At 71.8% G+C, this 25,731-nt stretch carries 21 protein-coding genes, 1 pseudogene and 1 riboswitch; of the genes and pseudogenes, 11 read left to right on the top strand and 11 right to left on the bottom strand.

Annotated features, from left to right (window positions below; genetic code table 11):
- The first annotated feature begins 85 nt into the window (after window positions 1-85).
- Both ACIQVL_RS11905 and ACIQVL_RS11900 read left to right on the top strand, forming a co-directional pair.
- Window positions 86-1,624, top strand: coding sequence for a long-chain fatty acid--CoA ligase (locus tag ACIQVL_RS11905; protein ID WP_403475198.1), 1,539 nt, complete (start codon window positions 86-88; stop codon window positions 1,622-1,624).
- 231 nt (window positions 1,625-1,855) lie between these two features.
- On the top strand, window positions 1,856-2,872 hold the full coding sequence (locus tag ACIQVL_RS11900) for a hypothetical protein (protein ID WP_403475197.1): 1,017 nt from the start codon (window positions 1,856-1,858) through the stop codon (window positions 2,870-2,872).
- A gap of 84 nt (window positions 2,873-2,956) precedes the next feature.
- Here the strand turns inward: ACIQVL_RS11900 and ACIQVL_RS11895 are convergent, their stop codons facing one another.
- A complete protein-coding gene (locus ACIQVL_RS11895) occupies window positions 2,957-3,259 on the bottom strand; it encodes a hypothetical protein (protein WP_403475196.1) in 303 nt (100 codons plus the stop codon).
- A 53-nt stretch (window positions 3,260-3,312) separates the two neighbouring features.
- Window positions 3,313-4,089, bottom strand: a complete 777-nt coding sequence (locus ACIQVL_RS11890; protein WP_403475195.1) for a TioE family transcriptional regulator — start codon at window positions 4,087-4,089, stop codon at window positions 3,313-3,315.
- Between the two features lie 79 nt (window positions 4,090-4,168).
- Here ACIQVL_RS11890 and ACIQVL_RS11885 point away from each other — a divergent pair, with 79 nt between their 5' ends.
- Complete coding sequence (locus tag ACIQVL_RS11885) at window positions 4,169-6,568, top strand: ATP-binding cassette domain-containing protein (protein WP_403475194.1); 2,400 nt, start codon at window positions 4,169-4,171, stop codon at window positions 6,566-6,568.
- A 130-nt stretch (window positions 6,569-6,698) separates the two neighbouring features.
- Here ACIQVL_RS11885 and metE read toward each other — a convergent pair whose 3' ends face one another.
- Window positions 6,699-9,017 carry a 5-methyltetrahydropteroyltriglutamate--homocysteine S-methyltransferase gene (metE, locus tag ACIQVL_RS11880; protein ID WP_403475193.1) on the bottom strand — a complete coding sequence of 773 codons (2,319 nt, stop codon included), beginning with the start codon at window positions 9,015-9,017 and terminating at the stop codon, window positions 6,699-6,701.
- A 183-nt stretch (window positions 9,018-9,200) separates the two neighbouring features.
- Window positions 9,201-9,393: riboswitch (cobalamin riboswitch) on the bottom strand.
- Between the two features lie 204 nt (window positions 9,394-9,597).
- Between metE and ACIQVL_RS11875 the strand changes: the two genes are divergently transcribed.
- Window positions 9,598-9,771: a hypothetical protein gene (locus ACIQVL_RS11875; RefSeq protein ID WP_403475192.1), complete on the top strand. Its 174-nt coding sequence runs from the start codon at window positions 9,598-9,600 to the stop codon at window positions 9,769-9,771.
- A 31-nt stretch (window positions 9,772-9,802) separates the two neighbouring features.
- Here ACIQVL_RS11875 and ACIQVL_RS11870 read toward each other — a convergent pair whose 3' ends face one another.
- Complete coding sequence (locus tag ACIQVL_RS11870; RefSeq protein WP_403475191.1) at window positions 9,803-11,083, bottom strand: alpha/beta hydrolase fold domain-containing protein; 1,281 nt, start codon at window positions 11,081-11,083, stop codon at window positions 9,803-9,805.
- Between the two features lie 291 nt (window positions 11,084-11,374).
- On the opposite strand from ACIQVL_RS11870, the gene ACIQVL_RS11865 reads away from it, so the two are divergent.
- Window positions 11,375-12,619: a serine hydrolase domain-containing protein gene (locus ACIQVL_RS11865; RefSeq protein WP_403475190.1), complete on the top strand. Its 1,245-nt coding sequence runs from the start codon at window positions 11,375-11,377 to the stop codon at window positions 12,617-12,619.
- Here the strand turns inward: ACIQVL_RS11865 and ACIQVL_RS11860 are convergent.
- Window positions 12,616-12,840: pseudogene (locus tag ACIQVL_RS11860) on the bottom strand (integrase core domain-containing protein); the annotation flags it as partial. The gene ACIQVL_RS11865 and the pseudogene ACIQVL_RS11860 sit on opposite strands and share 4 nt — an antisense overlap.
- A 181-nt stretch (window positions 12,841-13,021) precedes the next feature.
- On the opposite strand from ACIQVL_RS11860, the gene ACIQVL_RS11855 reads away from it, so the two are divergent.
- A complete protein-coding gene (locus ACIQVL_RS11855; RefSeq protein WP_403430537.1) occupies window positions 13,022-13,486 on the top strand; it encodes a DUF5709 domain-containing protein in 465 nt (154 codons plus the stop codon).
- A gap of 196 nt (window positions 13,487-13,682) precedes the next feature.
- On the opposite strand, the gene ACIQVL_RS11850 is transcribed toward ACIQVL_RS11855, so the two are convergent.
- The 4 genes from ACIQVL_RS11850 to ACIQVL_RS11835 all read right to left on the bottom strand — a co-directional run bounded on the left by ACIQVL_RS11850 (window position 13,683) and on the right by ACIQVL_RS11835 (window position 18,741).
- Complete coding sequence (locus ACIQVL_RS11850; RefSeq protein WP_403430535.1) at window positions 13,683-14,552, bottom strand: LysR family transcriptional regulator; 870 nt, start codon at window positions 14,550-14,552, stop codon at window positions 13,683-13,685.
- 135 nt (window positions 14,553-14,687) lie between these two features.
- Complete coding sequence (locus ACIQVL_RS11845) at window positions 14,688-15,914, bottom strand: MFS transporter (RefSeq protein ID WP_403475229.1); 1,227 nt, start codon at window positions 15,912-15,914, stop codon at window positions 14,688-14,690.
- 651 nt (window positions 15,915-16,565) lie between these two features.
- Complete coding sequence (locus tag ACIQVL_RS11840) at window positions 16,566-18,194, bottom strand: MFS transporter (RefSeq protein WP_403475189.1); 1,629 nt, start codon at window positions 18,192-18,194, stop codon at window positions 16,566-16,568.
- 154 nt (window positions 18,195-18,348) lie between these two features.
- Window positions 18,349-18,741 (bottom strand): BlaI/MecI/CopY family transcriptional regulator, encoded by a 393-nt coding sequence (locus ACIQVL_RS11835; RefSeq protein WP_403430531.1) that lies wholly within the window; start codon window positions 18,739-18,741, stop codon window positions 18,349-18,351.
- A 260-nt stretch (window positions 18,742-19,001) separates the two neighbouring features.
- Here ACIQVL_RS11835 and ACIQVL_RS11830 point away from each other — a divergent pair, with 260 nt between their 5' ends.
- The 5 genes from ACIQVL_RS11830 (at window position 19,002) to ACIQVL_RS11810 (ending at window position 24,053) form a co-directional block, all read left to right on the top strand.
- Window positions 19,002-19,394, top strand: coding sequence for an SCP2 sterol-binding domain-containing protein (locus ACIQVL_RS11830; protein WP_403430530.1), 393 nt, complete (start codon window positions 19,002-19,004; stop codon window positions 19,392-19,394).
- Between the two features lie 168 nt (window positions 19,395-19,562).
- On the top strand, window positions 19,563-20,774 hold the full coding sequence (locus tag ACIQVL_RS11825; RefSeq protein WP_403475188.1) for an acyl-CoA dehydrogenase family protein: 1,212 nt from the start codon (window positions 19,563-19,565) through the stop codon (window positions 20,772-20,774).
- The gene (locus ACIQVL_RS11820) at window positions 20,771-21,691 is read left to right on the top strand and encodes a hypothetical protein (protein ID WP_403430526.1); all 921 of its coding nucleotides are present in this window, start codon (window positions 20,771-20,773) and stop codon (window positions 21,689-21,691) included. The genes ACIQVL_RS11825 and ACIQVL_RS11820 overlap by 4 nt, the downstream gene beginning before the upstream one ends.
- Window positions 21,692-22,618, top strand: a complete 927-nt coding sequence (locus tag ACIQVL_RS11815; RefSeq protein WP_403475187.1) for a HesA/MoeB/ThiF family protein — start codon at window positions 21,692-21,694, stop codon at window positions 22,616-22,618.
- A 4-nt stretch (window positions 22,619-22,622) separates the two neighbouring features.
- Window positions 22,623-24,053 (top strand): amidase, encoded by a 1,431-nt coding sequence (locus ACIQVL_RS11810; RefSeq protein WP_403475186.1) that lies wholly within the window; start codon window positions 22,623-22,625, stop codon window positions 24,051-24,053.
- Window positions 24,054-24,197: 144 nt separating this feature from the next.
- Here ACIQVL_RS11810 and ACIQVL_RS11805 read toward each other — a convergent pair whose 3' ends face one another.
- Window positions 24,198-24,845: a response regulator transcription factor gene (locus ACIQVL_RS11805; RefSeq protein WP_403475185.1), complete on the bottom strand. Its 648-nt coding sequence runs from the start codon at window positions 24,843-24,845 to the stop codon at window positions 24,198-24,200.
- Between the two features lie 149 nt (window positions 24,846-24,994).
- Window positions 24,995-25,510 carry a winged helix-turn-helix domain-containing protein gene (locus ACIQVL_RS11800; protein WP_403475184.1) on the bottom strand — a complete coding sequence of 172 codons (516 nt, stop codon included), beginning with the start codon at window positions 25,508-25,510 and terminating at the stop codon, window positions 24,995-24,997.
- Between the last annotated feature and the right edge of the window lie 221 nt (window positions 25,511-25,731).

Here is a 25,731-nt window from a genome sequence, read left to right as displayed (position 1 = left end):
TCCTGAAACAACCAATCGATTGGTTGGAAACCTGGTCGTGCTGTCCGCTCCGGCAGCCGGCCGCGATCCCTGGGGGAGCCCGCCCGTGAGCCGTCCCGTCACCCGTCCTGCCGAGCCGGCGAACCTCGCGACCCTGCTGACCGCGAGCGCGGAACGCGTCCCCGCACGGATCGCCGTGCGCCTGGGCACGGAGACCCTCGGCTACGCCGAACTGGACGACGGCTCGGCACGGACGGTGGCCGTGCTGCGGGACCACGGCGTGCGCCCCGGCGACCGGGTGGGGCTGATGCTGCCGAACGTCCCGGCCTTCGCCGTCCTCTACTTCGCCGTTCTCCGTGCCGGCGCCGTGGTGGTACCGATGAACCCGCTGCTCAAGGCGCGCGAGGTCCGCCAGTGTCTGGCCGACTCGGGCGCGGCGCTGCTGCTGACCTGGGAGGATCACGCGGACGAAGGGCGTGCGGCGGCCGCGGACTGCGGTACCCGCCACCTGGTGGTGGGCCCCGCGAGCCTGCGCGAACTGTGGGCGGCGCACGAGCCCGTGACCGAGGTGGCGGACCGGGCCGGCGAGGACACGGCCGTCATCCTTTACACCTCGGGCACCACCGGTACCCCCAAGGGCGCCGAACTCACCCACGCCAACCTCACGCGCAACACCGAGGTCTGTGCCCGCACCCTGCTGCGGCTCGGCGAGGACGACGTGGTCTTCGGCGGCCTGCCGCTGTTCCACTCCTTCGGCCAGGTCGTCGGCCTGAACTGCGCCGTCGCGGCGGGCGCCTGTCTGACACTGGCGGCGCGTTTCGACCCCGCCGAGGTGCCGGCGCTGATCGAGCGCGAGCGGGTGACGGTCTTCCTCGGCGTGCCGACCATGTACGCCGCGCTGCTCGCCCGGGGCGGGCCGGGGACGGCCGACGCGTCGTCGCTGCGTCTGTGCATCTCCGGCGGCGCTGCCCTGCCGGTCGAGGTCCTGCACGGCTTCGAGACGGCCTTCGGATGCCCCGTCCTGGAGGGGTACGGCCTCTCGGAGACGTCACCGGTCGTCTCCTTCAACCACCCCGAGGGCCCCCGTCGGCCCGGCACCATCGGCACCCCGATCGAGGGCGTGCGGATGCGGATCCAGGACGACCGGGGCCGCCCGCTCCCGGACGGCGAGCCGGGCGAGATCGCGGTCCGCGGACACAACGTCATGAAGGGGTACTGGCGGCGACCCGAGGCCACCGCCGAGACGATCGTCGACGGCTGGCTGCGCACCGGCGACATCGGCGTCCGCGACCCGGACGGCCTCTTCCGGGTCGTCGACCGGAAGAAGGACCTGATCATCCGCGGCGGCTTCAACGTCTATCCCCGTGAGATCGAGGAGGTTCTCTACGAGCACCCCGCGGTGGCCGAAGCGGCCGTGGTCGGGGTCCCGCACCCCACCCACGGGGAAGAGATCGCCGCCGTGGTCACCCTCCGGAGCGGCGCCGTCAGCACCCCCGACGAGCTGCGCGACTTCGTCCGCGCCCGCGTCGCCCCGTACAAGTACCCGCGTCTCGTCCGGATCGCCGACCTGCCCAAGGGGCCGACCGGCAAGATCCTCAAACGCGCGATCACGGTGTCGGCGGACCCTGCCGACGAGCCCGGCTGATCCGGGCGGCGTGCGGCCCCCGCGCTCACCGGCCCACCCGTGTCCGCGTCCCCCGCTCCTGTGCCCTCGGCCGGGTCCCGCCCGGCCGGTCGGCACGGGGCGTTCCGGGCCGGACGGCACGGACCTTCCGGTCCTGTCGCCGCCGTCCCCCGTACGAGACCGTCCGCGCGGGCGGTCCTCCCCTTCCCGCACAACTTCCCGCACAACTTCCCACACAACGGAGTGTGCTCCATGAGATTCCGCTCCCTGCGCAGGGCGGCCCAGGCCCTCGCCGCCATCGGCGCCGCGTTCGCCCTCGCGGCGGCCGGCCCGGCCGTGCCGGCCCGGGCGGCCACGCCACCCCTGCCGGCCCTGAACATCACCGGCACCTACGTCACCGGCGTCTCCTCCGGCGGCTTCATGGCAACCCAGCTCCAGGTCGCCTACTCCGGCACCTTCGACGGCGCCGGCGTCTTCGCCGCCGGGCCGTACGACTGCGGTCAGGGGCACGTGATCAAGTTCGTCACCTGCGACCTCGGCCTGGGCGTCGCCGATCTGGAGCGGCAGGCCGCGGACTGGGCGTCCGAGGGCCGCATCGACCCGGTCGCGAACCTCGCGGGCAAACCGGTCTACACGTACCACGGCTACCTCGACCCGGTGGTCAACCCGCTGGTCTCCCGGGCCGGCGTCGACTTCTACGAGCACTTCGGGGCCGACGTCACGTACCACGACTGGGATCCGGCCGGGCATTCGTGGCCGACCCCCGACGGAGTCGTCCCCTGCGCCCTCACCCTGCCGCCGTTCCTGAACGACTGTCACGACGACCCTCAGCGCGAGATGCTCACCGCCTGGCTCGGCAGGGTCAATCCGCGCAACACCGGCACCCCCCAGGGCACCCTCACGCACTTCGACCAGAACGCCTACGCTCCCGGCGGCTCGGCCCGTGACCTGTCGATGGACTCCACCGGGCAGCTCTACGTCCCGCCGGCCTGTGCGAGCGGCGCTCCCTGCAAGCTGGTGGTGGCCCTGCACGGCTGCCTGTCCGCCCAGCAGCTCCTCGGTACGGCCTTCGCCGAGAAGGGGAACCTGGACACCTACGCGGACACCAACAACCTGGTCGTCCTCTACCCGCAGGCCGTGTCCAGCGTCTGGCCGGTCAACCCGCAGGGCTGCTGGGACTGGTTCGGCTACACCGGATCCGACTACGCGGTGCAGAGCGCACCGCAGATGACCGCCATCGTCAACATGGTCCACGCCCTGGGCGCCTGAGCTCCACCGCCGACGCCACCCGCAGCGCACACCGTGCGCTGCGGGTGGCGCGCGTCCCGGGGAGCGGGAGGTACGGCGGCCTGCTCAGGGGCGGGTCGTGACCAGTGCCCCCGCCAAGGCGCGGGCGGCTGCCGACGTGCGGTCGCGGTCGCCGGTGGCGACCAGGTCCAGGAGCAGCCCGCGGAAGGCGGCGAGCGTGAGGGTGGCCAGGGCCGAGGCGTGCTCCCGGTCGACGACGCCCGCCCCGACCAGGTGGTCACCGATCAGCGTGAGCCAGTCGAGCACGATGCCGTCGAGGAAGTCGCGGTACCGCTCAGGCTCGCGCACCGCATGGCCGTACGCCTCGAAGAAGAAGCGCCAGTAGCCCGACTGCTCCGGGGCCGCCATGGCATCCCGGACCGCCTCGATCGCACGACCCGGCTCGGCGGAGACAGGAGGTCTCAAACCGTCGGTGGGGGCCCCGGCGCGGGCGCGGGTTCCGCGGCGGACGCCGGTGCGGCCGGGGCGACGCCCAGGAGGGCCACGTACTCGCCGAGCCGGGCCGCCGCGTCGAGCATGGACACCCCGCGGGCCGTGAGCCGGCGCCGCCAGTCGTCGAGGGCGGCGGACAGCGCCTCGGTGCCGCCGGCCGTGCGGATCTGCCGGACCACCGTGCGGATGTGCTCCAGCGGGTAGCCTCCGCGCCGCAGAAGATGGGTCAGTTCGGCGTCGCGCACGTCCGTGGCGCCGAACGAACGACGGCCGGTGACCGGCTCCCGGGCGGGGGTGAGGACGCCCACCGCCTCCCAGTTCCGCAGGGTCGCCGGGGTCACTGCGAGGCGGCGCGCGAGTTCGCCGATGCTGAGCGGCTCGCTGCCTGCAAAGGGGTGCCCGGCGGGGCCGGGGCCGCGGGTGAGGTGCTCCACCGCCCGCCCCACCGCGTCCAGCGTGCCTCTGTCGCGCAGCAGTTGGGCGTGGCCGCGGTCGACGCCGGCCAGCGCGGTGTCGAGGTCGCCGGTGTTGAGCGACCGCATGATCTCGCCGCCCGTGGCGTAGCCGTATGCCCGGACGAGCGCCAGGTAGGCGTGCAGGGCAGCCGCGTGGAGCTCGGTGTAGGTGCGGTAGCCGGACGGGGTGCGCCGGGCGAGCGGGATGAACCCGTCCCGCTCGTAGTTGCGGACCGCCTGGGTGGAAATGCCGTGCTCACGGGCCAGGTCGTGGGGACGCAGGTACTTCACGGTTTGAGACTTTATTCGAATTCCAGGGCATGTTTCCTCTCAAACCTTCAACCGACTTTGCAGATATACGCTTGAACCCATGAATCGGGACGTCAAGGAACTCGTCACCACGTCGCACGACGAAGGCGTGCCCGCCGTGCTGTGTGCCGCCGACAGCCACGATCTGATCCGTGTGCACGGGGCTCGTGAGAACAACCTCAGGAACGTGCATGTGGAGATCCCCAAACGGCGGCTGACCGTGTTCACCGGGGTCTCCGGCTCGGGCAAGAGCTCGTTGGTGTTCGACACGATCGCCGCGGAGTCGCAGCGGCTGATCAACGAGACGTACAGCGCCTTCGTCCAGGGCTTCATGCCCACGCCGGCGCGGCCCGAGGTCGACGTGCTCGACGGGCTGACCACCGCGATCCTCGTCGACCAGCAGCCCATGGGCAGCAGCCTCCGCTCCACGGTCGGCACCGCCACCGACGCGGGCACACTGCTGCGCATCCTCTTCAGCCGCCTCGCCAAGCCGCACATCGGGTCGCAGAAGGCGTTCGCCTTCAACGTCGCCTCGGCCGACGCCTCGGGTGTCCTCGTGGTGAACGGCAAGAAGATCGAGAAGGGCTTCAGCGTCGTCGGCGGCATGTGCCTGCGCTGCGAGGGCATGGGCACCGTCTCGGACATCGATCCCGCCCAGCTCCTCGACGACTCCAGGTCGCTCGCGGACGGCGCGGTCACGGTCCCCGGCTGGAAGCCCGACGGCTGGGTGGTGCGGTCGTTCACCGAGTCGGGCTTCCTCGACCCGCACAAGGCGATCCGCGACTACACCGAGCAGGAGCGGCACGACTTCCTTCACCGGGACCCGGTCAAGGTCAAGGTGAAGGGCGTCAACACCACCTACGAGGGCCTCCTCGCGCGGGTGCGCAGGTCGTTCCTGTCCAAGGACAAGGAGACGCTCCAGCCGCACATCCGTGCCTTCGTGGAACGGGCGGTGGCGTTCTCCGTCTGCCCCGAGTGCCACGGCACCAGGCTCAGCGAGACCGCCCGGTCCGCGAAGATCGACGGCCTGAGCATCGCCGACGCCTGCGCCATGCAGATCGGCGACCTAGCGGCCTGGGCCCGCGGTCTCACCGACCCGTCGGTCACGACACTGCTCACGGTGCTCGGCCAGACCCTCGACTCGTTCGTCCAGATCGGCCTGGGCTACCTCTCGCTCGACCGGTCATCGAGCACGCTCTCGGGCGGTGAGGCCCAGCGCGTCAAGATGGTCCGCCACCTGGGCTCCGCGCTCACGGACGTCACCTACGTCTTCGACGAGCCCACCGTCGGCCTGCACCCGCACGACATCCAGCGGATGAACGACCTGCTGCTGCGACTGCGCGACAAGGGCAACACCGTGCTGGTCGTGGAGCACAAGCCGGAGACGATCGTGATCGCCGACCACGTCGTCGACCTGGGACCGCACGCCGGCACCAAGGGCGGCGAGGTGGTCTTCGAGGGCACCGTCGAGGGCCTGCGGGCCAGTGGCACCGTCACCGGACGGCACCTGGACGACCGGGCCTCACTGAAGCCGTCCGTACGCGAGCGGTCCGGTGTGCTGGAGGTGCGCGGCGCGAACGCCCACAACCTGCGCGACGTCGACGTGGACATCCCGCTCGGCGTGCTCACCGTGCTCACCGGCGTCGCGGGCTCCGGCAAGAGCTCCCTGATCCACGGCTCGGTGGCGGGCCGCGACGGCGTCGTCACGGTGGACCAGTCGCCCGTCAAGGGCTCCCGGCGCAGCAACCCGGCCACCTACACCGGCATGCTCGAACCGATCCGCAAGACGTTCGCCAAGGTCAACGGGGTCAAGCCCGCCCTGTTCAGCCCGAACTCCGAGGGCGCCTGCCCCACCTGCAAGGGCGCCGGTGTCATCTACACCGACCTGGCGATCATGGCCGGCGTCGCCACCACCTGCGAGGAGTGCGAGGGCAGGCGGTTCCAGGCATCGGTGCTCCGGTACCGGCTCGGCGGCCGGGACATCAGCGAGGTGTTCGCGATGCCGGTGGCCGAGGCCGCCGAGTTCTTCCGCAACGGTGAGGCACGGACGCCGGCCGCGTATGCCGTCCTCGACCGGCTCGCCGAGGTCGGCCTGGGCTACCTCGGCCTCGGCCAGCCGCTCACCACCCTCTCCGGCGGAGAGCGGCAACGGCTCAAGCTCGCCGGCCACATGGCCGGAACGGGCAGCGTCTACATCCTCGACGAGCCGACCAGCGGCCTGCACCTGGCCGACGTCGAGCAACTGCTCGCCCTGCTCGACCGGCTGGTGGACTCCGGCAGGACGGTCGTCGTCGTGGAGCACCACCAGGCGGTCATGGCGCACGCCGACTGGATCATCGACCTCGGCCCCGGCGCCGGCCACGACGGCGGCCGCATCGTCTTCGAGGGCACCCCGGCGGACCTGGTGAGCGCCCGCTCCACCCTCACCGCCCAGCACCTCGCCCAGTACGTCGGCGCCTGACGCGACGCGGCCGTGCGTCTGCCCCCGCCCGGTGACCCGGGACGGGGGCGACGACCGCGGCCGGCCCGTGCCTGGGTCGGGAGCGTCGCCGGGGAGTCCTGCTGGCCGCCGCGGCCCGCCGGAATCCCCGTCAGGAGGTGGGCAGTTCGCCGCGGACCGTGCGGGCGGCGGCGACCAGGTTCTCCAGGGAGGCCCGGGTCTCGGGCCAGCCTCGGGTCTTCAGGCCGCAGTCGGGGTTGACCCAGAGCCGCTCGGCGGGGATCGCCCTGAGGCCGGTGCGCAGCAGGCCGGCGGCCTCCTCGGCGCTCGGGACGCGCGGGGAGTGGATGTCGTAGACGCCGGGTCCGGCCTCGCGCGGGTAGCCGTGTGCGGCGAGTTCGCGGGCGACCTGCATGTGCGAGCGGGCCGCTTCCAGGCTGATGACGTCGGCGTCGAGGTCGTCGATGGCCTGGACGATGTCGCCGAACTCGGCGTAGCACATGTGGGTGTGGATCTGGGTGTCGGGCCGGACTCCGGCGGTGGTGAGCCGGAAGGCCGCCGTGGCCCAGTCCAGGTAGGCGGGCCGATCGGCGGCGCGCAGCGGCAGGGTCTCGCGGAGCGCGGGCTCGTCGACCTGGATCACCGAGGTCCCCGCCGCCTCCAGGTCGTTCACCTCGTCGCGCAGGGCGAGGGCGACCTGGCGGGCGGTGTCGCCGAGCGGCTGGTCGTCGCGGACGAAGGACCAGGCCAGCATGGTGACCGGGCCGGTGAGCATGCCCTTGACCGGGCGGTCGGTGAGGGACTGGGCGTACGACGTCCAGCGGACCGTCATCGGCTCGGGGCGGGAGATGTCACCGGCCAGGACCGGCGGACGGACGTAGCGGGTGCCGTAGGACTGGACCCAGCCGTGCTGGGTGGCGAGGTAGCCGGTGAGCTGTTCGGCGAAGTACTGGACCATGTCGTTGCGTTCGGGTTCGCCGTGCACCAGGACGTCGATGCCGGTCTTCTCCTGGAAGGAGACGACCTCCTGGATCTCGGTCCTGATGCGCTCCTCGTAGCCCTCGGCGTCGATCCGGCCGCTGCGCAGACCGGCACGGGCGGCGCGGAGTTCGTCGGTCTGCGGGAACGAGCCGATGGTGGTGGTCGGCAGCAGGGGCAGGCCGAGGTGGGCGCGCTGGGCGGTGGCCCGCTCGGGGTAGGGCCGGGAGCGGCGGGCGTCGGCGTCGGTGACGGCGGCGGCCCGGGTGCGGACGGCCGGGTCGTGTGTGATGGGCGAGTTCGCGCGGGAGGCGAGGTCGGCCCGGTTGGCGGCCAGTTCGCCGGTGATGGCGTCGGTGCCCTGGGCGAGGCCCTTGGCGAGGGTGACGATCTCGGCGGTCTTCTGCTGGGCGAAGGCCAGCCAGCGCCGGATCTGCGGCTCGACGTCCCGTTCGGCGGACGCGTCGAGGGGGACGTGGAGCAGCGAGCAGGAGGCGGCGACGTCGACCCGGCCGGCGAGCCCGAGGAGGGTGCCGAGGGTGGTCAGGGAATGCGCCAGGTCGTTGATCCAGATGTTGCGGCCGTTGACGACACCGGCGACCAGGCGCTTGCCGGGCAGCCCGCCGACGGCGGCCAGCGCGTCCAGGTTGGCCGCGGCGGCTTCCGTGAAGTCCAGCGCCAGGCCCTCGACCGGGGCCTTGGCCAGCACCGGCAGGGCCTCGCCGAGTCGGTCGAAGTAGGAGGCGACCAGGAGCTTCGGCCGGTCGGGGAGGGCGCCGAGGTCGCGGTAGGTGCGGGTGACGGCGTTCAGTTCGGCCGGGGTGCGGTCCTGGACCAGGGCGGGTTCGTCGAGCTGCACCCACTCGGCGCCGGCCGCCCGCAGGTCGGCGAGCACCTCGGCGTACACCGGCAGCAGCCGGTCCAGGAGGGTGAGCGGCTCGAAGCCGGCGGGGGCGCCGGGGGCGGGCTTGGCGAGGAGGAGGTAGGTGACCGGGCCGACCAGGACCGGACGGGCGGTCAGGCCGAGGGCCAGGGCCTCCTTGAGCTCGGCGACCTGCTTGGCGGAGTTCGCGGTGAAGACGGTGTCCGGGCCCAGCTCCGGCACCAGATAGTGGTAGTTGGTGTCGAACCACTTCGTCATCTCCAGCGGCGCCACGTCCTGGGTGCCGCGGGCCATGGCGAAGTAGCCGTCGAGGGCGTCGGCGTCGACCGCGGCGCGGTGCCGCTCGGGGATCGCGCCGAGCAGGACGGTGGTGTCGAGGACGTGGTCGTAGTACGAGAAGTCGCCGGTGGGCACCTCGTGGATGCCGGCGTCGGCGAGCTGCCGCCAGTTGCTGCGGCGGAGTTCGGCGGCGGTGGCGCGGAGGGCGTCGGCGGTGACGCGGCCCTTCCAGTAGCCCTCGATCGCCTTCTTCAGTTCCCGGTTCCGGCCCTGCCGGGGGTAGCCGTACACGGTGGCCCGTGCTGCCGCGGCTGCGGACTTCGCTGTCACGGAGATCTCCTTCGCGAGATGGATCCCTGAGATCCCGGAGACGGGACGAGAGCGCGAAGGGGATGACGAACCCGACGGCGGCGACCTCGCGCGGCAAAGGCGCGGTCGTCCCGTCCGGTGTGTACGCCGACCCGCCCACGAGGTCACCGGGATGTCCGTGCACGGAACGGTCCGCGCACGGGCAGTTGGCAGGTCTTCGGACTTGCGGGCACGTCCTCCGGTCGGAGGACACCTACTGGCCGTCGCTTCCCAGGTCCGGTACGTCGGACCCAGTGCGTATGACGGCGGTCGTTCCCGCTCACCGCTGCGGGGCAGTCCCGGAATCCCACCGGGTTCCCTCTTGCGACGCCCTGTCCGGCTGACAGGGCGAACCAGCTGCTGCGGCCAGCCTACGGGGTGTCGAGGTCGAACGCGGCCCTGACGGCTGCGGTGGTCCCGTCGGGCGGGGTCCGGCAGACACCGGGGCCGAGGGCGGTCTCCTCCGTCGAACAGCTCACGCAGCCGGCGGAGAGGTCCGGCCTCACCCCGATCGGGCCGGCCGCCGTTCGTCGTCAACCACCCGGGTGTCACGTCGGCGGTCATGGGACCGCGCACCATGGAGCAGTGGGATGCGTTCCTGCCCGCCGCCGACGTCACCCTCCCGTCCGACGTCCTCGACCGCATCGACGAGATCGTCGCCCCCGGAGTGAGCGTCAACCCCGCCGACACCAGCTACGGCGACTTCGAGTCCCGAGCCGGCCGGCGGCGGCGCTGACGCGGTCCGGCAGCGCCCGGACCGGCGTGGGTCAGGAGCTGTGGTCCGACAGGAAGCCGGTGAGGTAGCTCATCGTCTTCTCGGTGGACCAGGGCTGCGCGGCGCTGCCGGGTGCGGAGGCGCTCGGTGACGTGCTCGGCGCGGCGCTCGGCGAGGTGCCGGTGAGGGCCGCCACGCCGAGGTCTCCGTGACCGGCTCCGGTGAGCACTACGCGTTCGGCGTCGACGCCCTTCTTCCTGAGGGCGGTGCAGAGGTCCAGGGTCTGGCTGGGGGAGACCAGAGGGTCGGCCGTGCCGTGCATCAGGAGGAAGGGCGGTGTCGCGGAGGTGATGTGGGTGGCCGGGTCGGCGGCGGCCACCTGATCGGTGTACTGCGCGACGGACCTGGTGGTTCCGGGGCCGTAGACCCACTGCGCGGCGGAGTTGCCCGCGGCGTAGTTGAAGTCCTTGGCGGCCTGGTCGTAGTCGGCGGCGAGCCGGGACAGGTCGGCGGGGCCGAACTCGTCCACGACGCCCTGGACCGCGCTGCTCTGGTCGAGGTGGTCGCCGACGTCGTACCTCCTGTCGCCGCTGGTGACACCGGTCATGGCGGCCAGGTAGCCGCCCGCCGACTGGCCCCAGACGAAGACATGGCCGGTGTCGATGCCGTAGGTGCCGGCGTTGGCGCGCAGGTAGCGGATGGCGGACTTGACGTCGGCGAGGGCGTCCTCGTAGGTGGCGCCGCCGGTCGTGGTGCGGTACTGGACGCTGGCGACCACGTAGCCCTGGTCGGCGACGTAGGTGCGCTGGTCCAGGTTGCCGGTGCGGTCCGCCAGCACCCAGCCGCCGCCGGTGACATAGACGACCAGGGGCTTCCTGCCCGAGGTCTTGGGCACCTGGATGTCCAGCTTCAGGTCGGTCCTGACGCCGTGTGCGGTGGGTGAGGAGTAGGTGATGTCGTCGGTGGTGGTGACCGCCGACGTGTCACAGGTGATCGCCGGGCCGGCCGGGTCGATGACCGTGCTGGTGCTGTTGTCGGTCTTCTTGATCGTCGTTGCCTGTACGAGGTTCGTGGTGCCGCCCGCCGGCTGTCCCGACGGCGGGCCGCCGGCCCGGCCCGCTCCCGCCGCGGACGAGGTGGATGCCGGGCAGGCGGAGGCCGAAGCCGATGCCGGTGCGGGGGACGACGCGGCCGAGGAGCCGTCGTTCCCGCAGCCGGCCAGAACGGCTCCGGCCATGAGCGCGACCACCGCCAGGACGGCGGTCCGTCCCGGGCGCCGTGGCCGCCGCCCCGCTCCCCGGCCGTGGTCCGCGGTCACATCGTGTCCATGCATCGTGCCTTCTCCCGCCGGTCGGCGATCTCGAACGGTGACGAATGCGGAGATTGAATCTCCGTTTCGTCGCGCGCCCACCGTAACATGAAGTGGAGATGTCATCTCCGTTTTGGTCTCCGGTCCGGTCGCCGGGTGCCCGCGGCGCAGCCGCGGCTGCGCCGCCTCCCTGCTCGCAGGGGGGTTACGTACACCCCTCATCCGGTGGGAGGTCCCATCCCCCCGCGCTCCCCGTTCCGGTTGGCTGGTGGTCGTCACCGACCGGGACACCCAGAAGCAACGGGGGATTCGAACATGCAGATGCCGTCGCCGAAGACGGCCGGGGCCGCCCTGCTGACCGCAGCGCTGCTCGCCTCGGCCTCACCCGTCACCGCGGCCGCCGTCGCCGCCGGACACCGTCCGGCCGCGCCGCACTCCTACGGCGTGGCCGCTCTCCGGCAGGACCTCGCGGCCGTACGGCAGGCCGGGGGAGGCGATGTGAACGTGCTCGCCAGGATCGACCGGGCGGACGGGGCGCCGCTCATGGCACGCATCGGCACCCGGGCCGCCGGCTCCTCGGAACCGGTCCCGTGGAACGCGCACTTCCGCGTGGCGAGCACGACGAAGACGTTCACGGCCGCCGTGGTCCTCCAACTCGCCGCGGAGAAGCGGCTGTCGCTGGACGACACCGTCGAGCACTGGCTGCCGGGGGTCGTCGCGGGCAACGGCAACGACGGCGGCCGCATCACGGTCCGCGACCTGCTGCGCCAGACCAGCGGCCTGTACGACTACGTCGACGACCCGGAGATCCAGGACCGGCTGATCAACCACTTCGACGAGAACCGCTACGACACCACCCCGGCCGCCGACCTGGTGGCGGTGGCGATGAAGCACCGGCCGCTGTTCGTGCCGCGGCCCGGCGCGGCCACCCGGTGGGCGTACTCGAACACCAACTACCTGGTCGCCGGAATGATCGCCGAGAAGGCCGGCGGCGCGAGCTGGCCGGACCTGGTCGCCCACCGGGTGATCGCGAAGCTGGGACTGCGCAACACCTCCGTCCCCGGGCTCGACCCGTATCTGCCGGAGCCGTATGTGCGCGCGTACCTGACGACCGCGGACGGCGGGCGCCTCGACGTCACCGAGCACAGCTTCCAGCACACCGCCGACTCCGGCGTGGTGAGCACCACCGCCGACCTGAACACATTCTTCCGCGCCCTGGCCGGCGGGCGGCTGCTCCCCGCCGAGCAGTGGCGCGAGATGCGGCAGACCGTCGAGCGGACCGACGACCCGGAGGACGTCGCCGAGATGCCCGAGGGCACCTACGGACTCGGGCTGCGCAGGATCCCGCTCTCCTGCGGCGGTTACTACTACACCCACGAGGGCGACGGGGCAGGCGTCAACACCCGCCCCGCGGTGAGCGTGGACGGCAGCCGCGCGGTGACCGTCTCCCTCACCACCACGACCGCGCCGCCGGACCTCGCCGTCCTCAACCGCGCCACGGGCGCGCTCATCGACCACGCCCTGTGCGACCGGCCCTCCGCGGGTTCCCGGAAGCGCTAGGTGTATTGCCCTCTGAGGTTGGGGACGCGGCTGGCGGGTGGTTGGCCTTTCAGCGCGGTGTGTCCGCGGTGGTGATTGTAGGTGTGCAGCCATTCGGGGAAGGCGTCGCGTCGTTCCTGTTCGGAGCGGTAGGGGCGGGCGTAGGCCCATTCGTCGAGCAGCGTGCGGGCGTCCCGGAACCGGGCCGGTCTGCACCGGCGTACGGCCGGGCGCGTGCCGCGGCCCGGTGGCCGGCCGCCGCGGGACCCGGCCGGGCCACCGCCCGCCGCGTCCCGGCGCCGTCCGCGCGGCCGTTCCCGCCACCGCTTTCGTGATCGCACTGCCCGACCGCGACCATGACCTCCTACCCTTTCCGGTTGACGGCCGGATCGAACGGACGGCCCGAGTGACGATGGAGCGCGTATGACCGACGAGGCGATGGGTGACGAGGTCTACCAGCCGGACGGTTCGGAGGTGCAGGACGACGCCGGTCTGCTGGACGCCTCGGACACCCTGGACTACCGGGCCGGCGAGGAGGCCCTGGACGAGGGCTACTCGCCGCCGGAGCGGCCCTGGGCCGTGGAGCACACGGGCGTGACGGCGGCGGAGGGGCTGCGCGGGGAGACCCTGGACGAGCGGCTCGCCGAGGAGGTGCCGGACCTGGGCGTCCCGGACGGCGACGACCTCGGCGACACCTGGGACACGGACGGCGAACTCCTCGACGACGAGGTCGGCGACGACCGTGCCGGACGGCTCCTCGCACCGGACGAGGGCGCGCACGAGGTCACCGACTCCGACCTGTTCGCCTCCGACCGGGGCCTGGACGGCGCCGGGGCGTCGGCGGAGGAGGCCGCGATGCACGTCATCCCCGACTCCGAGGACTTCTGAGACGACACGCACATGGGTGCGGGGACGGCTTCCGTCCCCGCACCCATGCCTGTTCCGGGAGCGCCACCCGCACGGCCTCGACCGCAGGCATCCACCCTCCCTCCCCGGCCGGATGACTCGGGGCGCACGGGGTCGCGCCGCGGAGCACCGGGGCGAACGGCGGCTGCCGGGCCTGCGGTTCGACCGGGGAGTTCGGTCAGGTGATGTGGCGCAGCAGCGCCGCGACGGCCGCCGGGGGCTCCCCCGGCGGCCGTACCACCATCACCTTCCAGCTCGGCGCGTGCCGGGCGAACCGGTAGGTCGTCAGGTCCGGGAAGCGGCGGGCGATGGTCGGCGGCATGATGCAGACGCCGAGGTCGGCCCGGACCAGTTCGGAGGCGGCCACGATGTCGTTGACCTCGAAGTTCGTGGCGCGTTCGACGCCGGCCGCCCGGAACGCGCGGTCGGCCGCGTCCCGGATCGCCCAGCCGGGGGTGAACTCCACCTGCGGCAGCTCGGCGATGTCGTCCAGGTGGACCGTGCCCTCGGCACCGTCCGCCGTGAGGCTCCGGCGGGGCGAGGCCACCAGGACCATCTCCTCGCGGGCCAGCAGCCTGGTCACCAGACCGCGCTGCTGCTGGCGGTCCAGCGCCACCACCGCCAGGTCCACCGTGCCCTCGCGCAGCGCCTGCCGGATGTCGATGACCGCCGCCTGCCGCAACCGGACCACCACGTGCGGATGTTCCGCCCGCAGCGCGGCCAGTGCGTGGTGCAGGTTCGCCCAGACCCCCTGCATGGTGCCGACCGTCACCCGGCCGCGCAGCTCGCCCTTCGCCGCGTCGACCGCCTCGCGGGCCAGCTCGGCGGCGCGCAGGGCCTGCCGGGCCGCCGGCACGAACGCCTCGCCGGCCGGAGTGAGCCCGACCCGGTGCGTGGTCCGGGTGAACAGCGGGGTGCCCAGCTCGCGTTCGAGGGCGCGGACCGTGCCGGAGACGGCGGACTGGACCACGTGCAGCCGCCGCGCGGCCGCCGTGAACCCGCCCGAGTCCGCCACGGCGACCACGACTTCCATCTGCCGCAGGTCCATGAGCTGCTCCCGGTGGCACGGCGCCCGCCTCGGTACGACGGGGATCTCCGCCGCATCCTAGGCAGGCATCCGCTGCTCCCGGGTGCTCCCAGGCACGGACCAGGGGAGTGTCGACCAGTGCGCGTCGACCAGGCCCTACACCGAGCGCTTCGCGCCGGTCCGGCGCTCGGTGAGCCAGTACAGCAGGCCCAGCACCGGCAGGGCCGCCCCGAACATGCTGACCGCGCTCCAGCTGCCGGAGCGGTAGGCGATCGAGCCGAGCTGGGAGCCGAGGGCGCCGCCGATGAAGAAGATCGCGATGAAGGCGCTGTTCAGACGGGCCCGGGCGAGGGGATCGAGTTGGTAGACGGTGTGCTGGCCGAGGATCAGGCTGGTCTGCACGGCCATGTCGAGGGCGACGGCCGCGAGCCCGATCAGGACGACGCTGTGCTGTCCGAACCCGGCGATCGCGAAGGCCACCGCGGCGAGGCCGAACGCGGCACCGGTCATCCGGCGGGTCAGCCCGCGGTCGGCCCAGTGCCCGGCGAACGGGGCGACGGCCGCACCGGCGGCGCCGACCAGGGCGAACACCCCGACCCCGATGGCGGAGTAGTGGAAGTGCGGTCCGGTCAGCACGTACGAGACGGTGGTCCAGAAGGCGCTGAAGGCACCGAACATCGCGGCCTGGTAGAGGCCCCGGCGCACCAGCGCCGGGTGCGTGCGCACCAGCGCCGCAGTGGAGCGCAGCACGCGGTGGTAGGGCACGGCGGTGGTCGGCGCGTGCTGGGGGAGGGCCAGCCGCAGGGCCACGCCCAGCAGCGCCATCAGGACGGCCGAGCCGAGGTAGACGACCCGCCAGCCGGCGACGCTGGAGACCAGGCTGCTGAGCGTGCGGGACAGCAGGATGCCGGTGAGCAGGCCGCTCATCACCCGGCCCACCACCCGGCCCCGGGCGTGGTCGGGCGCCAGGCTCGCGGCGAACGGGACGAGGATCTGCGCCACCACGGAGGTGGCCCCGCTGACCAGCGAGGCGATCAGCAGCATCGGGAACCCGGTCGCGAGACCGGCCGCCACCAGGGCGAGCGTGGTGACCGTCAGGAGCGCGGTGATCAGGCTCCGCTTCTCCAGCCGGTCGCCGAGCGGCACCAGGAAGATCATGCCGATCACGTAGCCGACCTGGGTGAGCGTGATCAGCAGGCCCGCGGTGGCCTCGCCGATGTGGAAGACACCGCGCAGTTCGGACAGCAGGGGCTGTGCGTAGTACAGGTTCGCGACCGTCATGCCGGAGGCGACGGCGAACAGCGCGATCAGCCAGCCGGGAACCCCGTGGGCAGCCTCGGCGGCGGCCTCCCGGCGCGGGGAGCGTATTTCGGGCGACGACATCTGGGACACGGGACCTTCCTCACCGGAGGTGTTGCTCTCGCCATGCACAAGCGCTCCGGCACCCGTCATGCTTCCCCCCTCACGGCGATCGTTCCGGATGTCAGTCATCTGGATCGGAGATGGGCCGTGCCGTCGCCGGACCGCGGTGAAAGGAATCCGGGGAACGCGATGAACCCGCCCGGCAGCACCACCCCCACTCGTCACCGTCGCCGTGGTCCGCCGTCACGGTCCGGCGGGTGAGGCCGGGCGCCTCCCGGCCCGGGACCACCCGTCGCCGGAGCACGTCCACGGCCTTGGCGGCGGGCCGATGTGCGGGGCCACCGCCCTGCCGTCGCCGACGGCCGTGACCCCGCCGTCCCGGACGGCGATCGCGCCCGCCTGCGGACGGCTCGGGTCACCGGTGTGGACTCGCGCGTTGCGGACGACGGGCTCCGCGGGATCGTCGACGGCCTGGGGGAACCGGACCGCCGACCGGCCTTGAGGACATGGCTGCGGGAAGTCCGGCGCTGTTCGGCAGCAGCCCCGCAATCGTCAGCAGCCCCGGAGGGGGCGCGCGCCGGTACCCGTGTGCGGCTCCGCCGGGTGGGCTCGACCGGTCATGACGGCGCCGCGGCCTGCAGATCGCAGACCGCGGCGCTTCGGGCGGAGCGCTCAGCGTGCCGGTTCGACGGAGGGGTCCGTCGCGGTCCGCCGTGCCGTCGCGTCCGGGTCCGTGCCCTCGTCCCTGGCCTTGGCGGGCCCGATGCGGGCGGGCAGCCACAGCAGTGCCACCACCGCGGCGACCACCAGTGCCCCCGCGCCCACGGCGAAACTCACATGCATGGCCGAGAGATAGGCGTCCTGCGCCTTGGCGAGCAGGCCGGGGAGCTGCTGCCGGGCCTCGGCGGGCAGCGCGCCGGAGCTCTGGAGTTCACGGACCGCGGCCGCGGTGCCGCCGAGGGACTCCGAGGCGGCGTCCCGTACGGGCGCGGGGAGCACGTCGACGGCCGAGCCCAGGTCGTTGCGGTACTGGACGGACAGCACCGAACCGAGGACGGCCACGCCGAGTGCGGCTCCGATCTGCCGCAGCGTGTTGTTGACGCCCGCGCCGATGGCGGCCTGGTCCGGTGCGACCACGGCCATCGTGGTGGTGGTCGTCGTCCCCATGACCAGGCCGAGGCCGAAGCCGGAGACGCCCAGCAGGATCTCGTACCACCACATCGCCGTGTCGGCGCCGATGCCCGCCTGGCCGGTGAAGGAGAGGGCGAGCAGCACAAGTCCCGTCGTCACCACGGCCTTCGGGCCGAACCGCATGGCCATCGGGTTGCTCAGGACGCCCGAGACCACGGCGCCCACCGCCACCGGGAGCAGGATGACACCCAGTCCGAGTGGACTGTGGCCGCGGATGGCCTGGACGTAGAAGACCATCAGGAAGGTGCCGCCCGTCAGGGCGAAGAAGGACAGGGCGAGGCTCGCGGTGCCCGCGGCGAAGCTCTTGTTCCGGAACAGCTTCACATCCAGCGCCGGGGCGGTGGTCCGGCTCTCGAACACGACGAGCAGGGTCAGCAGGAGCACTCCGCCGGCCAGCGTGCCCAGCACCTCGGCGCTGGTCCACCTGTTCGTCTCGCCGCCCCGGATCACGCCGTAGACCAGGGCGCCGATGCCCGCGACGGACAGCAGGACGCCGACGATGTCGATGCGTGGCCTGTTCGCGGCGCGGGACTCGGCGAGGACGAGCAGCAGGAGCACGGCGCAGACGGCGGCGATGGGCACGTTGATCAGGAAGACCGAGCCCCACCAGAAGTGTTCGAGGAGGAAGCCGCCGGCGATCGGGCCGAACGCGATGGACGTGCCGCCCAGCGCCGACCAGATGCCGATCGCCTTGCCGCGCTCCTCCGGGGCGAAGATGTCGTTGATCACCGCGAGCGTGGCCGGTGGCACCACCGAGCCCGCCACACCCATCACCGCACGCCAGAAGATGAGTTCCTGGGCGCTGTCGGCGAAGCCGGCCAGCGCGGAGGCCACGGCGAAGGCGATCAGCCCGATCACCAGCACGCGGCGACGGCCGAAGGCGTCCGCGAGGATGCCGGAGGAGAACATGAGGGCCGCGTAGAACAGGATGTAGGAGTCGAGCGCCCACTGGAGTTCGGCGTTGGTGGCGCCGACGTCCTCCTGGATCGTCTGGAGGGCGACGTTCAGGATGGTGTTGTCCATCATCACCATCAGGAAACAGCAGCCGAGGACCGTCATGATCAGTCCACGGCGGGGCACCGGCCCGCTTGCGGACAATGCCGCGTTCATGCACACCTCCTGTTCGAAGGGGCATGACGCACAGGTCGGCGCCGCCCCTGAATCTACTACGCCAGCATAGTAGTTCGCGGCGCCGAAAGGGCCGGGGCGGGTGAAGTGGTTCTGAAAGAGGGCCCGTTGGCGTGGTGCGTCCGGGGCGGCCGGCTCAGCGGCCGGGGCCCTCCTGCATCAGCTTCTCGAAGCGGTCGCGCAGGTCGGGGACGCTGAGGATCTCGTCGAGGAAGTGGCCCACCGCGCTCACCCCGAAGTCGCGGATGACCTCGCGGACGGCCATCGCCGCCTCGTCCGTGACGACGGGACAGTACGCGTACCCCCGGCCCGCCTTGGCGCGGTCGGCCGCGCCCTTCTCGGCGAGACGGCTCAGCACGGTCATGACCGTGGTGTACGCCAGCGGGGTCGAGCGGCCGGTGTTGAGCGTGCCGAGTACCTCCCGGACCGTCATCGGTCCGCGAGCCTGCCAGAGCACCTCCATGATCTCGTTCTCCAGCGGGCCGAAGACGAGACACTCCTGGGAGGGGCGGGAACGGTCGCCTGCCATTCACCCAATCTACGACACCCGCGCCCCGGACGCCCAGCAGTGGCCGGAGGGCCGGGCGGGAGCCCACCGCGACCCGGCAGCCGCGAAAGGGCCGTTGAGGTGCTGGTCCGCGAAATGACAGGACAACTCTCTTTCAGGCGTCCTTCCGCTCCCTTTTACCGCCCTGTCGATACGCCCCGGGCCGCTGTCCGGAATTCCTAGGATGCGGTCAACGCCCTTGCGGTGAACCACCGCAGGGCATTGTTTCGGGAGAGGAAATCATGGCCGTATTCGAGTCGACCGAGGCCGCCGAGCGGGTGTTCGGCACCCTCTTCGAGATCCTGCTCAAGGACGAGCAGTTCACCTCGCAGCTGCGCGCCGGCGACATGTCCATCCTGATCACGCAGGCCAACCCGGACTGCGTCGTGCACGTCTCCGCGGACGCGCTGCGGCTCGGGGCCGAGGCCCCCGAAGAGGCCACGATCCGGATCAAGATGTCCAGCGACACCGCCCACCAGCTGTGGCTCGGCAAGCTCATGATGCCGACCGCCATCGCCACCGGCCGGGTGCGCATCCGCGGCAAGGTCGCCCGGGTGCTGGAGCTCGTCCCGATCCTGCGGCCCGCCTTCGACCGCTACCCGGAACTGGCCGCCAAAGAGGGACTTCCGGTCTGAGGACCCGCTGACGGTCCGCACGACCGCGGGACGGCAGGAGCGCGAGACCGCACCACCCGAAGAGCCGCACAGCCCCAGGGCCGCGGGCCGTGGCGCTTCGGTATTCCCCTGGTACGTACCCCCGGGTATTTCCTTCCCGGTTTCGGGATTTCGGAGTTTCGGAGAGACATGACGAACCACGACGCGATCGAGCTCAATTTCGACGTCCTTCCCGGTGAGGTGGAGAAACTCCGCCTCCAGGTACGGGAATTCGCCCGCGAGGTCGTCGCGCCCCGCGTGACCGACCTCGATGCGGCCCCCGCCGACGACTTCGACTGGGACATGGTGGCCCAGGGCCACGCCCTCGGCCTCACCCGGGTCGCCGTGCCCAAGGACTACGGCGGTCTCGGTCTCGGCATGATCGGCTGCGCGGTCGCCCTGGAGGAGGTGGCGTCCGTCTGCGCCGGCACCGCCCTGATCTTCGGCGCCGCCATGCTCGGCCAGTGCCCGGTGCTGCTCTCCGGCGACCCGCGGCTCCAGGCCCGCTTCCTGCCCATGTTCTCCGGGGACTCCCCGGTCCTCGCCTGCAACGCGGTCACCGAGGAGGAGGCGGGCTGCGACCTCATCATCCCCGCCAACGCCGTCCACGCCCGCGACGTGATGACCGCCCGCCGCGACGGCGACCACTACGTCCTCAACGGCAAGAAGCGCTTCATCACCAACGCCCAGGTCGCCACGTTCGCCTCGGTGTTCGCCAACATGGAGGGCGCACCCGGCGCGACCGGCCTGACCTCCTTCATGGTGCCGCTGGACCTGCCCGGCGTGGTCCGCGGACCGGTGGCGGACAAGATGGGCTACCGGCTCTGCCTGGGCAGCGAACTGGAGTTCCACGACGTCCGGATCCCCGCCGAGAACATGATCGGCGAGGAAGGCGACGGCATGGCCATCAACATGGCGCAGAGCAACATGGCCCGCGCCTCCGTCGCCGGAATCTCGGTCGGTGTCGCCCGGGGCGCCTTCGAGCAGGCCCTGGAGTGGTGCGACACCCGGGTCCAGGGCGGACGCCCGCTGCGCGAGCACCAGTTCACCGCGGCCAAGCTCGCCGAGATGGCCGCGAAGATCGACGCGGCCCGGCTGCTGTACCTGAAGGCCGCCCACAAGGTGGACAACGAGCTGCCCGCCCCGCAGTACGAGCCGGCCGCCGCCAAGCTCTTCGCCGACCGGGTCGCGATCGACGTCGCCGACCTCGCCATGTCGCTCACGGGCGCCCGCGGTTACGTCCGCTCCTTCGGCATGGAGAAGCGGCTGCGCGACGCCTACGGGGCGCGGATCTACGAGGGCACCCCGGAGGTGCTCGCCCTCGCCGTCACCGAGAGCCTCTACGACGAGGACCGGATATGACGGACCAGGTACTGGCACGGGAACGGTACGTCTCGGACATCTGCCGCCTCCATTCCTCCCTGGACTACCGGGCCCTGCCCGAGCACATCGTCGGCGAACCGCTCCACGTCGCCCACGACCCGGTGGACGAGCTGATCACCCTCAGCGTCACGGACGACCAGCTCCCGGTGCGCTACCTCAACGGGATCATGGGCTTCCGGCTCGTGCAGTACCTGCGGCTGGGCTGGATGTCCCCGAGCCTCATGTACGAGCGCGCGGTCTTCCGGGAGACGGTCCGGCACCCGGAGGGGGTGCAGAACATCCACACCGTCAGCCTGTGCACCCGCACCGGCCGGATCGACGGCTACATCAGCCTGGGCTGCTCCCAGGACCAGGTCTCCCGGCCGCTGGACGACCCCGACCGCCGCCGGTTCTCCACCGAGACGGCCCACGGGATCGACCTCCTCGGCCAGTTCGCCGGTGCCGGTCTGGGCACCCACCAGGCGTTCGAGATCAAGCGGTTCCTGCGCAACCTCGATCTGCCGCCCGAGCCGCGGACCGAACGGGTCTCCTGGCGGCTGCTGGCGAGCCTCGGCACGGTCGTCTCCGACGCCGCGGCCGCGAACCGGATGCGTGTTCTGCTGGGCGACGCCAAGGAGAAGGTGGCGGTCCGGCACTTCCGGCTCATGGGGTTCCCGCTCCAGGTCCTGCGGGGCACCTCGCCCCGGCTGCCCGAGACGGACCTCATGGCCCCCATCTACCAGCAGGACGTCAACGCCGTGCCCTTCGTGGCACCGGTCCACGACGACCTCGCCGACTATGTGGCCCTCATCGACGACTACCTGGCCGGCGGTCCGGGCGCGATGACCCTCCCGGAACTGGTGGCGGCCATGACCGCCCGCCGGTCGGGAGCACGACGGATGAAGGAGGCGTCGTAGATGAGCGGACTTGAGGCCGAGGCAGCCGGACGGCCCGGCGAGATCCTCGACGCGGCGGACTTCTATGCCGAACTGACCACCCGCAACAGGGGAGTGGTCGGCCCCGCCGAGCAGGCCGTGCTGCGCGGCTCGACCGTGCTCGTCGCCGGCTGCGGATCGATCGGCGGGGCCGCCGTCGAGCCGCTCGCCCGGCTGGGGGTGCTCTCCTTCGTGCTGGCCGACCCGGGCACGTACGAGGTGAACAACCTCAACCGGCAGAGCGCGGCGGTCACCGACGTCGACCGCAACAAGGCCACGGTCGCGGGTGAGCGGGTGGCGGCCATCAACCCGCACGCCAGGGTCAAGGTCTTCCCCGAGGGCGTCACCGAGGACACGGCGCGGGCGCTGGTCGAGGAGTGCGACGTCATCGTGGACGGCGTCGACGTGACCACCATGGACGGCTGGCGGGCCAAGCACCTGCTGCACCGGCTCGCCGTCGAGCGACGGCTGCCGCTGGTCACGGGCTGGGACATCGCGGGCGCCCAGTACGTACGCTGCTACGACTACCGGCGCGTCAGGAAGCCCTTCGACGGCGCCATCGCCGAGGCCGACCTGGACCGGCTCACGTCCTGGCAGCTGTTGCTGCGGGCCGTGCCGTTGCGCTACGTGCCGGTGGAGATGCTCGTCGAGGTCAGGGCCAACCTGGGACGGCCGGACTACAGCTTCCCCCAGGTCACCTATGTCGCCATGATGTTCGGCGCGCTCACCTCGCACATGGTGGTGAAGCTGCTCGCCGGGGAGACCGTGCGCCCGGAGGTCTTCATCGACGTGCACCAGCAGGTCCGCTCGTCCGGGCAGCAGCTGCTCACCCGGGTGCGCAGGGCGGCCGCGCTGGCCGCCCTGGCGCCGGGTCTGCTCAGGCTGGCCCGTGGCGCCAAGGGGGCCTGACGCAATGTCCGACCTGCACGAGATGACGGCGCTCGCGCAAGCGGGCGCCGTCGCCCGGGGCGAGCTGTCGCCCGTGGAGCTGGCCGACCACTACCTCGGCCGGATCGCCGAACAGGACGGGGAACTGGGCGCCTACCTCACCGTCACGGCGGAACTCGCCCGGTCCCAGGCGCGGCGGGCCGAGCGGGAGGCCGTGGCGGCACGCCGGGACGGCACCCGGCTGAGCGTGCTGCACGGTGTGCCGGTCCCGGTCAAGGACCTCGCCCAGGTCGAGGACGTCCGCTGCACCTGGGGCTCGGCGGCGTTCGCGGACCATGTCAGCGACGCCGACGACCATGTCGTCACCCGGCTGCGGGAGGCCGGCACGGTCATGCTCGGCAAGACCAACACCGCCGAGTTCGGGCTGCCCTGCTACACCGAGAACCGGCTCGGGCCGCCGACCCGTCATCCGCTGAGTCCCGGGCGGTCGCCCGGCGGCTCCAGCGGGGGCGCGGCGGCGGCCGTCGCGGCGGGCCTCGCCCCGCTCGCGCACGGCACCGACGCCGGCGGCTCGGTCCGCATCCCCGCCTCCGCCTGCGGCCTGGTGGGACTGAAGCCGAGCCGGGGCCGGATCAGCAACGGTCCGCTGCGCCCCGACGTCACCGGGCTTTCGGTGCACGGCGCCCTGGCCCGTACGGTGGCCGACGCGGCGGCGCTGGTCGACGTGATGGCGGGATGGATGCCGGGCGACGTCTACACCGCGCCGCCGCACCCGGACGGCGTGACGCTCCTCGAGCACGCCCGCCGTGACCCCCGGCCGCTGCGGTGCGTGGTGCTGAGGGATCCGATGGTGCCCGACGCGGTGCTGCACCCCGACTGCGCGGCCGCCCTCGACAGCGCCGCGGCGGCCCTCGCCGCACTGGGCCACGAGGTCGAGGCCGTGGAGATGCCCCCCGACCCGGACATCGTGGCGGCGTTCACCCGGGTCTGGTCGGTGGAGGCGGCCTCGTACGAGGTGGAACCCGGCCGCGAGGGCGAGCTGATGCCCTTCACGGCCTGGCTCCGGCGGATCGCGGCCGGGGTGTCGGCGCAGGAGTACGCCGCGGCGCTGTCCACCTTCCGGGGTCTCGGGCAGATGCTCACCGACCTGCTCTTCGCCGCCTACGACGTGATCCTGTCCCCGGCGCTGGCCGAACCACCGGCGCTCGTCGGGGAGTTGCGCAACGACGCGGACCCTGCCGCCGAGTTCGCCCGGATGACCGCGTTCATGCCGTACACCACGGTGTACAACCTCACCGGCATGCCCTCGATCACGGTCCCGCTGGCCCGGAACGCGGCCGGTCTGCCGATCGGTGTGCTGCTGGGCGGCCGCTACGCGGACGAGGCGCTCCTGGTCTCCCTCGCCGCCCAGCTGCACCGACCCGGCACGACGTCCACGACGTCCGCGACGCACTGACGTCGCCCCCCGGACCGCTCGATGTCGCCCACCCGGCGGTACGAGCAGCTCAGGCCGGCCGGGCGCTCCACGAGAGGCCCCGTCTGCCCCGGCCGTCCGGCCTCGCCCACCAGGCGAGCCGGACGGCCGCCCCGGCGTCGCGGTTCAGATGATGCCCGCCCTGATCGCATAGGCCACGGCCTCGGTGCGATTCCGGACTTTCCAGCGCTTCATCACGTCCTGGATCACCCCTTTGACGGTGCGTTCGGAGTAGCTCATGGCCTGGGCTATCTCGAAGCTGTTCATGCCCTCGGCCAGCATGCGGAGCACCTCCATCTCCCGCACCGAGGTACCCGTCTCGCGGGATAACGTTGTCACGTTTTGTCGCCGCTGCAGCCGCCCGAGTTCGGTGATCAGATGGCTCACGAGATCATCCGGGACATGGCAGTTTCCGGCGCTCGCCTCGACAATGGCCTCCACCAGTTCCTCCAGGCTCGAACTGCTCCGGTGGACGAACCGGGTCAGCCCGTACTCGACGGCCAGCGTGAGCTGCGTCTCGGTGATCTGATCGGCCATCACCACCAGGGGCACGGGCACATCGGCGGTGCGCTGGGCGTCATGCCTGAGCACCTTCAGCCAGTCGTCGTCCATCATGTCCACCAGCAGGACGGACACGTCCGCACCGGGCAGTACCTCCTTGGGCACGAGCTTGAAGTGCGGACAGGACTCGAGATACGCCCTGACGGCGTGTTCGAGCAGCGGCTCACTCGCCCTGAGGGCAACGAAGATCGGGACGTTCATGCTGTCGCGCATCGCGGCCGCCCCTTTCCGGCACCTGGCGTCACAGGAGCGTTCTCCTTTTGGCGTCGGGGAAATTCCGGATTCCGCCACGATGAATGGCGCCGAGTGCGTCTTCCGCTGAAGCCTGTCACCAGGCGCACCCGGATTCCTGGGACCGCTGTTCAGGTCCGGGCCTTCAGTAGAAAACCGCGCCCCCGTACGGTCTCTATGGCCAGTCCTATGGAATCCACTTTTCGTCTGAGCCGCATGATGTGCAGATCGAGGGCGTTCTGGCTGGCGGAGCGGTTGGCGTACAGGAGCCGTTCCGCGAGTTCGGTCCTGCTGGCGATGCCGGGCCGGCGGTGCAGGAGTCCGCGGAACACCTCCGCCTCGGACACCGTGAGCGGCAGGATCTCACTGCCGTAGCGCAGCAGGCCGTCCTCGTCCACCATGGGAGCGGTGCTGCGGGACATGGCCTTGTGGCGTAAGGACGCCACCCTGGCCTGTAGTTCCCAGGTTTCTGCAGGGTGTCGTACCCAGTCCTCGTGAGTGCCCGTCAGCTCCGGTACCTGTGCGCCGCGCGCCACCACGATGAGACAGGGCAGCCCCTGCATGCGGAAACGTGCCAGTTTGCCCGACTCGGCCGGCCAGCGGACGATTTTCACATCCGGATTCTTCATGTCTTCCAATTCGCCCATTCCAATCGTGCCGCGGGGCTGGAACAACCGCCCCGAACCTCACTGTCAATGAACGTCAGATGGCGATGAGGTAAATTGTCGCGCATTCCTCGGCAATGTATACTTCTGCGCGATACCGGGACTGTCTGCCACCTGCGCTTCTGTGTCTCGGTTACCTATTCGTTGGGGGGCACGGGAATTTCCTTTCGAAGGTTATCGCCTTCCTGTCCTGCCCGGCCGGA

It is taken from the genome of Streptomyces sp. NPDC090499 (assembly GCF_044769305.1).
Lineage (GTDB): Bacteria > Actinomycetota > Actinomycetes > Streptomycetales > Streptomycetaceae > Streptomyces.
Note: the sequence above shows the minus strand (reverse complement) of the source record. Positions and strands in the feature narration are given on the sequence as shown.